Source organism: Mangrovibacterium diazotrophicum (assembly GCF_003610535.1).
Lineage (GTDB): Bacteria > Bacteroidota > Bacteroidia > Bacteroidales > Prolixibacteraceae > Mangrovibacterium > Mangrovibacterium diazotrophicum.
In genome coordinates, this window is record NZ_RAPN01000001.1 from 1,715,186 (window position 1) to 1,729,876 (window position 14,691).

Annotated in this window: 10 protein-coding genes; 5 read left to right on the forward strand and 5 right to left on the reverse strand. The window is 46.0% G+C overall.

What is annotated here, in order from left to right:
- Positions 1-147 precede the first annotated feature (147 nt).
- Positions 148-2,166 carry a thioredoxin domain-containing protein gene (locus tag BC643_RS06505; RefSeq protein WP_120272322.1) on the forward strand — a complete coding sequence of 673 codons (2,019 nt, stop codon included), beginning with the start codon at positions 148-150 and terminating at the stop codon, positions 2,164-2,166.
- Positions 2,167-2,183: 17 nt separating this feature from the next.
- On the opposite strand, the gene BC643_RS06510 is transcribed toward BC643_RS06505, so the two are convergent.
- The 4 genes from BC643_RS06510 to htpG all read right to left on the reverse strand — a co-directional run bounded on the left by BC643_RS06510 (position 2,184) and on the right by htpG (position 6,638).
- Positions 2,184-2,837, reverse strand: a complete 654-nt coding sequence (locus tag BC643_RS06510) for an MOSC domain-containing protein (RefSeq protein ID WP_120272323.1) — start codon at positions 2,835-2,837, stop codon at positions 2,184-2,186.
- A 9-nt stretch (positions 2,838-2,846) separates the two neighbouring features.
- Positions 2,847-3,047 (reverse strand): YwbE family protein, encoded by a 201-nt coding sequence (locus BC643_RS06515; protein ID WP_120272324.1) that lies wholly within the window; start codon positions 3,045-3,047, stop codon positions 2,847-2,849.
- A gap of 108 nt (positions 3,048-3,155) precedes the next feature.
- A complete protein-coding gene (locus BC643_RS06520) occupies positions 3,156-4,052 on the reverse strand; it encodes a tetratricopeptide repeat protein (protein WP_147377155.1) in 897 nt (298 codons plus the stop codon).
- Between the two features lie 519 nt (positions 4,053-4,571).
- Positions 4,572-6,638, reverse strand: coding sequence for a molecular chaperone HtpG (htpG, locus tag BC643_RS06525; RefSeq protein ID WP_245994878.1), 2,067 nt, complete (start codon positions 6,636-6,638; stop codon positions 4,572-4,574).
- Positions 6,639-6,835: 197 nt separating this feature from the next.
- On the opposite strand from htpG, the gene BC643_RS06530 reads away from it, so the two are divergent.
- Positions 6,836-8,347: an aminotransferase class V-fold PLP-dependent enzyme gene (locus BC643_RS06530; protein WP_120272327.1), complete on the forward strand. Its 1,512-nt coding sequence runs from the start codon at positions 6,836-6,838 to the stop codon at positions 8,345-8,347.
- Position 8,348: 1 nt separating this feature from the next.
- On the opposite strand, the gene BC643_RS06535 is transcribed toward BC643_RS06530, so the two are convergent.
- Positions 8,349-8,963, reverse strand: coding sequence for a hypothetical protein (locus BC643_RS06535; RefSeq protein ID WP_120272328.1), 615 nt, complete (start codon positions 8,961-8,963; stop codon positions 8,349-8,351).
- A 669-nt stretch (positions 8,964-9,632) separates the two neighbouring features.
- Here BC643_RS06535 and BC643_RS06540 point away from each other — a divergent pair.
- The 3 genes from BC643_RS06540 (at position 9,633) to BC643_RS06550 (ending at position 14,539) form a co-directional block, all read left to right on the forward strand.
- Entirely contained in the window at positions 9,633-11,729 is a 2,097-nt protein-coding gene (locus BC643_RS06540; protein ID WP_120272329.1) for an ATP-binding protein, read from the forward strand.
- A gap of 196 nt (positions 11,730-11,925) precedes the next feature.
- Positions 11,926-12,267: a hypothetical protein gene (locus tag BC643_RS06545; protein WP_120272330.1), complete on the forward strand. Its 342-nt coding sequence runs from the start codon at positions 11,926-11,928 to the stop codon at positions 12,265-12,267.
- 268 nt (positions 12,268-12,535) lie between these two features.
- The gene (locus BC643_RS06550; RefSeq protein WP_170154483.1) at positions 12,536-14,539 is read left to right on the forward strand and encodes an ATP-binding protein; all 2,004 of its coding nucleotides are present in this window, start codon (positions 12,536-12,538) and stop codon (positions 14,537-14,539) included.
- Positions 14,540-14,691: the final 152 nt, after the last annotated feature.

The window sequence follows — 14,691 nt, forward strand, 5'->3', positions numbered from 1 at the left end:
CCTCAAAATGACCATTAATGACCAATAAAGCCTTCCCACCGACCATCGATTGACTTTAAATGACGCTTCCTAAAACTCATCCCTCTTTATCAGAACTTTTCCCAGCGGCGACTGTTTCAGCTTGGAGAAAACAGAACACAGACAGCCATGACCGAACAAAAACATACCAACGACCTCATTCACGAAACCTCTCCCTATTTACTTCAACACGCCCACAACCCGGTAAACTGGATGCCTTGGGGCGAAGCAGCCTTGCAGAAAGCAAAAGATGAAAACAAGCTGTTGCTGATTAGTATTGGCTATGCTGCCTGTCACTGGTGTCACGTCATGGAACACGAATCTTTCGAGGATGAGCAGGTAGCCGAAGTCATGAACCGCGACTATGTTTGCATTAAAGTTGACCGGGAAGAACGCCCCGATGTGGATCAGATTTACATGACGGCCGTTCAACTGATGACACAACGCGGAGGCTGGCCGCTGAATGCGGTGGCCCTACCCGATGGTCGACCGATCTGGGGAGGAACTTATTTCCTGAAAGACGTTTGGATGAATACGCTGCAGCAAATAGCTGCCTACCATAAACAGAACCCGGACAAAACAACGGATTACGCGGAGAAACTCACCGAAGGAATCACCCAAAGTTCGCTGATTCCCGTGACTGCCGATGTTCGAAAAGTGGAATTCGAAGCAGTGCAGGCCGCCGTGAAATCCTGGCAAAACAACTTCGACCTGCAGGAAGGTGGAAGCAAGGGAGCACCCAAATTTATGATGCCCGTTAACCTTCAGTTTCTGCTTCGCTACGCGCACCAGCAAACTGATGCAGTCGCAGAAATGCACGTTCTTAAGACGCTGGAGAAAATGGCTTACGGTGGAATTTACGACCAGGTTGGAGGAGGTTTTGCCCGCTACTCGACCGACTCGTATTGGAAAGTGCCGCATTTCGAAAAAATGCTTTACGATAATGGCCAACTGCTGAGCATTTACGCGCAGGCTTACCGAAAATTTAAAAACGAACTGTACCGCCAGGTGGTCGAAGAAACAATCAGCTGGTTGAAAACAGAGATGCTCTCGCCCGAAAACGGATTCTACTCATCCTTGGATGCCGATAGCGAAGGCGTGGAGGGCAAGTTCTATGTTTGGCAGAAAGAGGAGCTGAAAACGGCTATTGGCGAAGATTACCATCTGTTTGCCGATTACTACAATGTGAACGAAACTGGCTATTGGGAAGACGACAACTCCATTCTTCTTCGCACACAAAGCGACGTAGCTTTTGCAGCTTCCAAATCATTGGATCCAGAAATCCTCCAGTTAAAGATCACCAAATGGAAATCGAAACTTCGGGAAATACGTGCACAACGCGTACGCCCGGGATTGGATGATAAAATTCTGACTTCGTGGAATGCACTAGTCATTAGCGGACTGGTAGAAAGCTACAAGGCTTTCGGAAACGCAGAATACCTGGAACTGGCTGAAAAGAATGCCAATTTCCTGCTAACGAAATTACAACCGGAACCTGGCATGCTACTTCATTCGTTCAAAAATGACATTGCTAAAATTGATGCCTTTCTGGAGGACTATGCATTGTTGATTCAGGCATTGATTGACTTGTTTGAGGTGACCGGTAAAGAATATTACCTGAAGCAGGCTGATCGTTTTTGCGAAACCTGCTTCCGCGATTTCTACAATGCCGAGCGCACCATTTTCTACTTCAGCCGCGACGGGCAAACCGACCTGATTAGCCGCAGTATTGAGGTGCAGGACAATGTGATTCCGGCATCAAATTCGGTGATGGCTAACAACCTGAACCGGTTGGGACGTTTGATTAACCGCAAGAATTACCCGATTACGGCACAAGCCATGTTACTGGTGGTCAGTGACAGCGTACTGACTTATCCGTCGGGGCATGCCAATTGGTTGAATGTGGCGATCGATCAGGAGATGCCGCACTATGAAGTAGCGATTGCAGGCCCCGAAGCACTGGGATTTGCCACGGAATTGCATAGTACCTATCTGCCCAATTGCGTGATTTGCCCGGGAAATAGCGAGAGTTTACCCTTGCTGCTAAACCGGATTCAGCCTGGAAAAACGCGGATTTTTGTTTGCGAGAATAACTCGTGTAAGCTGCCTGTCGATACTGTAAGCGAAGCACTGAAGTTGATTAGCTAAAATCGCTATTCCGGTGGTTACAGTTCTCCTTCTGCAAATTTCAGGCGCTTGGTTAAATCCTTGCGGCAGGAAGCTGCCATTTCGGGAATGGCCACTGCTCGGCGGAGCTTTTCAACGTTTGTGTGCTCCTGCGTGAACAGCGCGAAAACCTCGGCCAGTGTCATATTCTCCGAAGCAGATTCGACCAACACCATTTCGTCGCCTGTCTTCACGGCGCCTTCCTGCAACACACGCACATAAACGCCGGGAAACGGAGAATCCCAAAAATCGCTAACGATTTGCTGATTGCCGGCACGGATGCCCAATTTGTAGCAAGGCTGACGTGGTTGTGTAACCTGCACCACCGCCTCACCCAATTGGTAAATATCGCCAATCCGGATTGAGGATTCATCGATGCCCTCAACCGTCAGGTTTTCGCCAAAGAAGCCCAGTTCCCAATCGGATTCCGGATAGCGTTGCTGCCAAAAAGAATAGTGATTCATGGAATACAGATAGCAGGCTTTCTCCTCTCCGCCGTGATATTTCCGATCAATCACCTGATCCTTTTCAACGTCGGTCTTTCCTAAAAAGATCGGTTGATCAACCGGGTATTTGTAGATTCCGGTCAACTCTTTTTTACCGCGCCATTCAATCTCTACGGCTTCTCCAATATTGGTGGCTATTACTTTCATACTATTCCGTTAATCATCTTCCAAAATGTTCTGCACACGGCCCACCTCGCCTGTTTCCAGTCGAACTTTGATGCCATGTGGGTGTGTCGGCGATTTGGTCAGAATTTGGGCCACATAACCCTCGGTGAGTTCGCCCGTCCGCTGATCCTGTTTTTGCACAATCTCAACGTGACTTTCTATCTTGATATTCGCTCTTTTTCGTCCGTCCATCTGCTTTATTTTAGCCCGAAAATACAAACAAAAACCGACATCAAAACCAAAGAGCCGACTCAAATTTGAGTCGGCTCTTTGGTATAAATTATTTTGTCGTGTATTTTCTTAGTTCACAAATTTCCGGTAATAATCTGCTTTCGATTTGTTGTCGAAGCGAGCATAGATATTGGTCAGGTAAGTCGCGTAGCTTTTCTTCTGATCCAAATCCCACAAAGTTGAAAAGCATTCCAACGACTTTTTAAAATTACCGTTGATCACTTTCAGCTCCTGCGTCAAATGCAGATACTGCACTTGCGTGTGTTTTTTCTCGTAAGCCTTCATCTCGGCCTGGTAGCTGTTTTCTGCTTTGTGGTAGTAGGTTTCGCCCAACCATTCCAGTGCTTTCACATTTTCCGGGTCAGCTTTTACCAAATCTTCCGCAACTGCTTCAATGGCAGCCTTGTCCTCACCTTTCGACACGATTTTGAAATAATCGTCCAAATATTCTTTCTGGTGACGTTGTTCCTCGTTTAAATCCGACCAAATAGCTTTTGCCTGCTCATCTTTTTTCATCATGGCGTAAAGCTCGAACAAGCGGCCATTCACTTCGCTGATTTCAGGTGCCGCCGCATATTTTTCCTTGAAGGTTTCAAGTGCCGTCAATTCATTCGGAATTTCGTTTTGTCCGCGGTAAATCTCCGCCAGCTCCAGCTGCATTTCCGGATCGGAATAGCCGCCGGCAGCAGCCAGAACATACCAACTTTCTGCCAAATCTTTCCGGTCAGCTTTTACAGCTACTTTGGCAGCCTGTGCGTAACTCTCTGCAGACACTTCAGTTCCCTTTGTCGTTTGCTCATTGAAATAAGCACTCCACGACTCGGTTGCCGCAGCATAATTTCCTTCTGCCTCCATTTGTTTGGCAACATCCTGGTGCATCACCACCACTTTGCTGGTACTGCACGACGCCAAAACCACAGTCAGCGCCACAGCCATTAATCCAATACGTTGTCTAAATCCTGTCATATCTTTTGTTTTTAATTTATCAATACTTAATTATCCTGAACGTCATTTTGCCGTCAGGTTCGCTGATTCAATTTCTGCTTAGAAAATGATTCCCTGCTATGTAAAAGGAAACTAAATCGAAATTGCGTTAATCCAGTGACACAAAAGTATTACAAATGGCATTCCATGCAAAGACGAATTGCCAGTTGGATCACCTCACTGCCATAAACAACTGACAAACAAAGCCAAAGAAAACGAACAAAACGGAATCAATCTGATAATCCCCAAAAACATCGTTCTCAGATTGAGAATTCGCGCCCATTTTGAAATTTAGAAACCACGAATGGAGCGTATTCCGAAAAAGATGAAAGCTGCAGGAAACAGTTGAAGGCAATGGAAAACAGTTGAAAGCAGTAGATAGGAGAAAAAAGCAGCACTTAGCGGCTTTGCGACTTTGCGTGTACCGACTTTCAAAAGACAAAAAAAGCCACCAGGTCGAAACCCGATGGCTAAGGAATATCTCACATGTAAAATTGAAGCCTAGTTAATCAGCTCAACACTGCGACGAACAAATTTGTCCAAATCGGCACCTTTCAGCAGGCCGTTAGCCAGCAGGGCCAGATCAACCAATTGTTTCGCTAGTTTGTTGTCTTTCCCGAAAGCTTCCAAACGCTCACGCTTGTCACTTTCCAGTGTTGAAATCTTCGTTTGAAGATCGTCCAGCTTTTCTTTTTCTGCAGCCGGAACTTCTTCGTCTTTTTTACCTTCTTTGGCTTTTTCAAGTGCATCCTGTTCTGCTTTCAATGCAGTCAGGTCTTCGTTCACTTTACCTAAGTCGCCGCCCAAAACAGCGTCCTTTTCAGCCAATACCTTTTTCACCAGCGGGTGATCGGTGTTCACCACCAGGTTCAGGCTTTCCGGCATGTCACCGTAGAAGTTCATTCCGCCGCCACCTTGCAGCTTGCTCATGTCTTTCATGCGACGCATGAACTCGTTGCGGGTAATCACCATCGGTTGGCCCGACTCGCCCATCGGTTTAAAATCAACCTGGTAATGTACGCCGTTGTTAGCCGGGCAAACTGCCTGGAATACCGGGCTCAGCTCTTCGCGCTCTTTCCAGCTCAGTTTATCGCTTTCTTCTTCTTTTTGGATCAGGTTATTCACTACATCAGAGTCGATACGAACGAAGCGTTTTTTCGGGTCTTTTTGCTCGAATTTGTTGATCAGGTGAGCCGACAGTACGTCGTCCATAATCAGCACGTCGTAACCTTTGTTTTTCGCATCCTGAATGAAGGTGTATTGCTCGTCCTGATCGTTAGTATACAGGTAAACCAGGTTGCCGTCTTTGTCGGTCTGGTTGTCTTTAATCAGCGTTTCGTATTCTTCCCATGTGAAGTATTTTCCATCCACATTTTTAAACAGGAAGAAGTTTTGTGCTTTTTCTTCGAATTTCTCTTCGGTCAGCATACCGTACTCGATGAAGATTTTCAGGTCGTCCCATTTCTTCTCGAAATCTTCGCGGTTGCTCTTGTAAATTTCCTGCAAACGATCGGCCACTTTCTTGGTGATGTGGCTGCTGATTTTCTTCACATTCGAGTCGCTTTGCAAGTACGAACGTGATACATTCAACGGAATGTCCGGTGAGTCGATCACCCCGTGCAACAGAGTCAGGAAGTCGGGCACGATACCTTCAACCGAGTCGGTTACAAACACCTGGTTGCAGTACAGCTGAATTTTGTTCTTCTGAACCTCAACCGTGTTTTTCAATTTCGGAAAATAGAGGATACCAGTCAGCTCGAACGGATAATCCACATTCAGGTGAATGTTGAACAACGGATCGTCGCCAAACGGATACAACTGGCGGTAGAATGAGGTATAATCTTCATCTTTCAAATCAACCGGTTTCTTCGTCCAGGCCGGAGCCACATCGTTGATTTGGTTATCTTCTTCTGTTTCTACTTCCTTACCATCTTTCCAGTCAGTTTTCTTACCAAACACCACCGGAACAGGCAGGAACTTACAGTATTTATTCAGAATTTCGTTCAAACGCGCTTTGTCCAGAAACTCTTCCGACTCTTCATTCACATACATGATGATGTCGGTTCCCACTTCAGCACGTTCAGCATCTTCCAGGATGTATTCCGGGCTTCCGTCGCATTCCCAGCGCACAGCTTGCGCTCCTTCTTTGTACGATTTCGTTATCACTTCAACTTTGTGCGAAACCATGAACGAAGAATAGAACCCTAAACCGAAATGGCCAATGATCGCATTGGCATCGTTTTTATATTTATCGAGGAATTCGTTCGCGCCGGAGAAGGCAATCTGGTTGATGTATTTTTCGACTTCTTCAGCCGTCATCCCGATCCCGTTGTCCGATACGGTGATGGTTTTCTTTTCAGCGTCGAATGAAACGCGCACTTTCGCGTTTTCAACCGAAACAGCTGTTTCGCCACGAGCCGCCAGGGTTTTCAGCTTTTGAGTAGCATCCACCGCGTTCGACACGATCTCGCGCAAGAAAATATCATGATCAGAATAGAGGAATTTTTTAATAATCGGGAATAAGTTGTCGCTTGATACGCCAATTTTACCTTTTTGCATCGTCGTCATATTTTTAAATTTTAAACTTCGAATTTTACAATTTACCCCCTCTCTTTTTCAAAGCCTGTGCCATTGGCAAAAGGTGACGAATTGTCACCCCGATGAAAATGTCGTTCCGTCATCTCGTTCAAAACCTGATATTTTTCTGTTTTTATGTCAGTAGAATCTGCTTACTTTAAGCTGAAACCGGAAAAATAACTTCAGCTATGCGCAATTTGGAAGACTACTTCGAACCGTACAGAGCCGAGATTATCGGCATCGACCAAAGCTTTGAAAGCCCCTTTGGTGAACAAAAAATCGTGTATGCCGACTGGATTGCCAGCGGACGGCTGTACCGGCCCATTGAAGAAAAGATCCGGAAAACATTCGGGCCATTTGTAGCCAACACGCACACCGAAACCAGCGAAACCGGGGCCTTGATGACGAGCGCTTACCACCTTTCGCACAAACTGATCAAACAGCATGTCAACGCCGGGCCAAACGATGTCATTATTACAGCCGGAACCGGAATGACAGGCGTCATCAATAAATTTCAGCGCATGCTTGGTTTGAAAAACAAGGGACAACAAATTCCCGGCAAGCACGACGAAACCGAAAAGCCGGTGGTTTTTATTTCGCACATGGAACACCACAGCAACCACACCAGCTGGTACGAAACCACCGCCGATGTGGTGATCATTGAACCGGACGAGGATCTGCTGATCAAGCCAGAAAACCTGCGCCAAAAGCTGGAAGAATACCGGGACCGGAGTTTTAAGATCGGTGCTTTCACGGCCTGTTCCAATGTAACCGGCATACGAACGCCCTACTACGAGCTGGCTAAAATTATGCACGAACACGGCGGCGTGGCTTTTATCGACTTTGCGGCTTCGGCACCCTACGACACCATCAACATGCACCCGGAAGACCCGATGATGAAACTGGATGCCGTCCTGTTTTCGCCGCACAAATTTTTAGGAGGTCCCGGATCGTCGGGTGTTTTGATCTTCGACAAATCGATGTACCACAATGAAGTGCCCGACCAGCCCGGTGGCGGCACAGTCGACTGGACCAATCCCTGGGGAAAATATAAATATGTGGATGACATTGAAGCGCGGGAAGACGGCGGCACACCCGGTTTTCTGCAATCGATCCGCACGGCATTGTGCTGCCAGCTGAAAGAACAGATGGGCGTTGACATGATCCGCCAGCGCGAAGAAGAGTTGCTGGAACTGGCTTTCGCCGGTTTGGACAGCATTCCCGAAGTTCAGATTCTGGCCAACAACCAGCGCGACCGGCTCGGAGTAATCTCCTTTTACGTGCCGGGCATTCATTACAACTTGCTGGTTCGTTTGCTGAACGATCTTTATGGAATCCAGACTCGTGGCGGTTGCGCCTGCGCCGGAACTTACGGGCATTTTTTGCTGGAAGTGAGCTACGAGGAATCATCGGAGATTACCGAAAAGATCAACCACGGCGACCTGTCCGACAAACCGGGCTGGGTGCGCTGGTCGCTGCATCCGACGACGACCAATGCAGAGGTCGATCTTTTTATTCGTGCTTTGCGAAGCATTATCGCCAACATCGAAAAATACCGCCACAATTACGAGCCAGTGCCACGCACCAATACTTACCGGCACAAGCACGAAAAAAATTACACCCAAATTGTTGACCATTGGTTTCAGCTAAAACCCGTTGAGGCGCCCCAAACAGCGAGCGATCCAGGCAGGAACCGTTGACCTAATCCTGCCGTTTCAAAACGGATGTGAACCCATCGTCGAAAGCAGCTTCGTCGTTAGCGTATTTTACTACAAATTGCTGCAGCTGTTCGGTGGGCGCAGTCAGCAGGTAGGTGCCGTCTTCGAGTTCGTAGTTGAGCTCCAACTGTCCGCTTTCGGCTAAACCTTTCAGCCAATCGGGATTGAACCACCGGATGGTCGCCCCGTCTTCATTCAAATCGAGGCGTGCAAAACTATGCACCGGAAACAGGTGTAAATCGAACAGTTCTTGCCCGTTTCCCGAATCCTCGCCATATTCCTGAATGTAAAAATCGAGAAAATAAATACCTCTCAAATTGATCAGGTGGACTTTGAATTCGGACGAAGAAAATTCACTTTTCCCCTTTTCGAGAAAGCGCAGCAAATAAGCCGTGCTATCGGTATTCTCGGGAATTGGCTCACCCGTGTAACCATACTCAAACTGCCAAATGCTCGTGTCCTGATCTACCCATTGACCCAGCAACAAATCGTTGGCAAACAAATCCTCCGACTTGTACAGCGGATGAACGGAAATAACCAGGCAGGAAGCAGCCAGTAAACACAGGGCGACGATTAAATACCTCGATAAATTTCTCATAGCATTCAATTCAACGTGATTAACAGAACGTAAATCCGGTTGCAATACCGAATAATAAACTTCGTTTTCAATGACTGAAAACGAGAACCACCGGTTGCCGTAAACCTGGCATTCGATGTAGCAAGCGACCGAAAACCAGCTCGGATCGTTTAAACCGACACACTAGAATCCAAATACTTATCAAATCTAATAAAACTCACTACACCTGTTTGCCGAATTGTTATAGAACACTTACCGACACATTTTAAATTTAATTAACAAGAATAGGACTTAAGTTTAATTAATTCGTCTTATCTTTAGAATTATCAGACATGGAGATCGTTGGCCAACGCAGATTCTGATTCAACTTTCGCGGATTCTTCGTTGGCAACGATTTAATTATTCACCTTTTAAAATTGAAACACGATGGTTCAAGATTACAAATTTTATTTGATGACGCCCGATGATCCACCATCGGATCCGGATGATCCGGACACAACAACCGATGACGGTGGAAAAAACTAAGACGGTAAAAACAAGAAGGAGTTATGAAATTCCTTCTCGTTTTTTTTTTAACGAGACAAGCACTGAAAGAACGATCTATTTATCGTAAATATTCATCTTCGGAAAACCGAACTGCAGGGATTTTTGTATCTTAACTGCGCAAAACAGTTATAACCCACAGCTCCGATGTCCAGGTATATTCAAATACTTGTTTTTCTATTCATTACACACCTGTCTCCTCCCCTTGGAGCCCGGGAAATTCATGACAGGAGTTATTTCCAAACGAGGCTGGAACAAGCCGATAGTTTATCTAAACTTAGCCTCGACAGCGCGTTGGTACTTTACAAACAGATCGCGAATGAAACAGAGCAGGCGGGTTACCAAAAACTGAAGTGGGATGCTAAACTCAACGAAGGTACGACCTACTCCGATCTGGGAGAGAGAGACAGTGCGCTCACGATCCTTCAAACTACCCTTAAGGACATTGTTGCTAACAAGGATACCATTTATCAAATCAAGGCTTTAACAAAGCTTGGCGGATGTTATTCTGACAATTACGAATTTGAACAGGCCATTAATCATTTAGTTGCTGCCCAAAAGTTATTGAACAGCACTTCTCCTTTCGACCTCCGCTTCAATGTGCTGAACACCCTGGGGCAGGCTCACAAAAAAATGAAGGACTATAGTTCTGCCTTAACATACTACGGCCAACTAGCCAACGAATACTTTTACCAGCTCGATGATTTGGAAAAATTCTTTGTGTATATGAACACCGGAAACGTCTATGCTGAGATAAACGATCTGGAAAGCGCAGAGGAATTGTATTTGAAAGCCTATTCCGAAATTCAAAAATTAGACGAGCCCGAAAATTTGGCACTCATTACCTATAACCTCGGGAATCTTTACTTCAAGCAGGGAAAATACAGTACATCGATTGAATATGCCCAAAAAGCCTTGGAGCGTTATACAAACATCGGGAAACAATCGTCTATTGAATTGGCTAATCGCCTATTGGGGGCAATTCAATATCGCCTTGGTAACTATCGGCGTGCAGAAAACTATTATTTTACCGCCCTCGAAATAGCCAGGGACATCCAAAATCCCAATTCAATTAAAGCTAATTACAAAAATCTATTCTCAACTTATCGGCAAATGGCCCGAGCAAACTCAGATAATAGCTTTTACGAAAAAGCTTTGGATTATCAAGGAGCCTGGAGTGAATTGAATGATAGCCTTTACCAGCAGAATTTGGCCGACCGGGTGTTGGAGCTGGAAAAAAAATACGAGACCGATAAGAAAAATGCCCAGATTGAATTGCTGGGAAAAGAGAACCAGCTAAAAGCCGACGAACTGCTGCTCGAACGGCAAAACCAAAAGTTTATGATGGTGGTCATCGGTCTGCTGGTGATGATCATGGGGGTGGTACTGTATTTCATGGTATATTACCGCCGGGTGAATGCACAGCTGAAACGGCAAAGCCAACTCATCTTCGAACAAAAGGAACAGATCTCGAGCCAGAATGTCCAGCTGCAAAAGGCCATCAACACCCAGAACAAGTTGTTTGGCATCATTGCGCACGACCTGCGCAGTCCGCTGGTGTCGGTTTCCAATTTTGTGCGGCTGCTGAATTTCTACATCCGCGATGGCCGCTACGATTCCATTACCCGCATGGCCAAGGAAATGGACCGCAAAAACGAACAGGTGCTGGAACTGACGGACAACCTGCTGAACTGGGCCCGCAGCCAGTCGGGCGGCTTGAAAACGCGAATGGAACGTTTTAGCCTGAACGAGATCCTGGATCAATGCTACCAGCTGTACCTGCCGATTGCCGAGCGCAAAGAAATTCAACTGCGACTGCTCGACGGCAACGACTGCCAACTGTGGGCCGACCGCGACATGGTGCGCACCATTTGCCGCAACCTGGTGAACAACGCCCTGAAATTTACACCGCAAGAAGGAACCGTTACCATAAGCTACAGTTGCGAAGGCAACAACGCCCGCATTTCGGTCAGGGATACCGGGATGGGAATCAGTCCCGACCGCCAAAAACGCCTGTTTAATGTGAGCAAGGAAGATGTGCGCTACGGCACCGACGGCGAAAAAAGCAGTGGCTTGGGCTTGTCGGTTTGCAAGGAGTTTTGCGACATCCTGCAAGGTAAAATTGAGGTAGAAAGTACCGAGGACGTTGGAAGTACCTTCAGTTTCACCATTCCACTTTACTCCGACGAATTACGCGAGTTAACCGAATGGCGCGAAGCTGCCGCCAAAATCAACTCCCTCTGAACGGAGCACCCGGCAAGTATCAGTTTACTAAAAGCCGACAGATTGCTTCACTGCGTTCGCAATGACGAGTATCAAGAAGCAATCTCAAGCCCCAATCGACGAACTCCATAATTTATATTTACAAAATCTTCATCATTACTTTACAATAACAAGTCTGTTTAACCGTTCGACTATTATAGTATCAATTAAATTAATTATGAAGACTTATAAACCTTATCTCGCCTTAACCAAAGGCAGTAGTGGTAACTACACCCTCGACGTGGTTTTCCAAAGCCCACGCACCCAAAACATTGTCAGCATTGCCCAGCAGGAAATTACCCAAAGCGGAAAAACCTATTGGGGCGTCATCATCAGCGTATCCACCGATATCCAGCTGATGTGCGGCCCGGAAACAAATGTGCTGTTTACTTCGGTAGAAATTGAAAGTGGCGCCAGCAGCTACGGAACCGTGAAATGCGTCGTTCAACAAACAAAATCAGCAGGATACGAGGGTGTTGACGACGAAGAAACGGATATTGACTTTGGTGACGGAGATTAGTCATAGCCTTGAAATTTATCACAAAAAAAGGGAGCTCCAGCCGCTCCTTTTTTAGTTTCAATAAAAACCACATTATCAACTCATTTACTGCAATATTTAATTGCCACAAAATCAAACTGAATTTGTTTTTACTATCTTCAAGCCTTTAACAATAGTCAACATCCAATAAGCTATGTTTAGGTTTCCCAAAATGCTTGCTTCACTATTGCTTCTAATTTCGGCCATTAGTGCTTCTTCTCAAGATAGCCTGATGCCAGACAGCAGTATCTTGAGACTGCTAATTGAACAGGCAAAAACGATGGGCGATACACAATTGGACAGTGCTTTGATCTTAAACCGACAGATTGTTGTAGAAGCCGCTAAAGCAAACCTTTTACAATTGGTTTGGGATTCTCGTTATGAAGAAAGTAAGATTCTAAGCAAGCTAGGACAAAAAGATAGTGCCCTGTTTTTGCTCAATGAGCTAATTAATGAAGCAAAAAACAAAGCTGACACTATCCAACAACTCAAAGCCTTTTCACTAAAAGCCAGTATTCAACAACGAAACTACGATTTCAAATCTGCAATAGAAAACCTGTTGATAGCCCAGGAATTATTGTCTGCTTCAACACCTTTTGACCTGCGCTTTGATGTTTTAAACATACTTGGCCAGACACACAGAAAAATGAAGGATTATGAAAGTGCCTTGAAATATTATCGCATTCTGGAGTTAGATTTCTCGTTTCAACTCTCGAACCGCCAAAAATATTTGGTTTTCATGAATGAGGGAAATGTATATGCAGATCAAAAAGACTATTTGAAAACGGAAGAGTTTTTCCAAAAAGCGTATCAAGAATGCAAGCAGTTAGGAGAACCTGAAGAAATGGCCCAGCTCACCTACAACATGGGAGCGCTTTATTACCGTCAAAAAAAATATCCCGAGGCCTTGACGTACACCCAACAAGCACTTAGTGCTTACATCGAAATAGGAGACAAACTGCGCATCGAAAGGTGCTATCGGGTTTTAGGCGCAATACAATACGATCAGAGCAACTATTCCGGCGCTAATCAGTTTTACCTTAAAGCACTTAAAATTGCAGAGGAGATTGAAAACCGCAAATCGATTCTCGGGAACCTCAAGAATCTTTACCTATGCAGCAGCGCAATGGCCAAAGCCAATAAAAGCCTATCTGATTATGCCAAAGCGCTCGACTATCAAAGTGAATGGAGCGCTCTAAAAGACAGCCTCTACCAAGCTGATTTAGCGAACCAGTTACTGGAGCTGGAAAAGAAATACGAAACCGATCAAAAAAATGCAGAGATTGCCTTACTGGGCAAGGAAAACCAGTTGCAGGCCGACGAGCTGCTACTGGAACGCCAGCACCAGCTGCTGATGTGGCTGGGCATCGGGTTCCTGCTGTTGGTAATGGCAGTGGTGCTTTATTTCATGTTCTACTACCGCAAAGTGAGCGCCATGCTCAAACAACAGAGTAAACTGATTTTTGAGCAGAAAGAGCAAATTACCGACCAAAACGTGCAACTGCAAAAATCGGTGAGCACCCAGAACAAACTGTTCAGCATTATTGCGCACGACCTGCGCAGCCCATTGGTTTCGGTTTCCAATTTTGTGCAGCTACTTAACTTTTACCTCCACGACGGCCGATACGAGGATATCTCGAAAATGGCTGTCGACATGGACCGCAAAAACGAGCAGGTACTTGACCTGACCGACAACCTGCTGCTTTGGGCACAAAGCCAGTCGGGTGGGATGAACCCTCAACTGCAGCGCATTAACCTGAACGAAATTCTGGATGAATGCTATGAACTGTATCTTCCGGTTGCCATGCGAAAAGGGGTCGCCCTGGAACTAACCGATGCTGATGATTGTCAGCTTTGGGCCGACCGCGATATGGTACGCACCATCTGCCGCAACCTGATTAACAACGCGCTGAAGTTTACCCCAAAAGACGGAAAAGTGCGTATCGACTACCGCTGCAACGAAGCGGAAGCCCGGGTTTCGGTGAGCGACACCGGGCTGGGTATCAAGCCCGAAAAGTTGCAGCGACTGTTCAGCCTTGACCGGGAAGATGTGCGTTACGGCACCGACGGCGAAAAAAGCAGTGGATTGGGCTTGTCAGTCTGTAAGGAGTTTTGCGATATCCTGAACGGCAAAATTGACGTTACCAGCACCGAAGGAATTGGCTCAACCTTTAGCTTTACACTGCCCAAGTATTCGGATGAATTGCAGGAACTGGCGGAGCTAAAAGCAAAGCAAGCGGCAACCGCCAGTTAAAACAGGCAGTTTAAAATCCAGTCTATCCAATACCAACCAACTTGGTTCAATCTGTATTTTAATTAAAGCCAGAACCCGGCACGTCAATGACTAAATGGCTTATCAGCCGGATTTTACTTTTTGTCTTGCCACAAAAAGTAAACAAAAAAGTC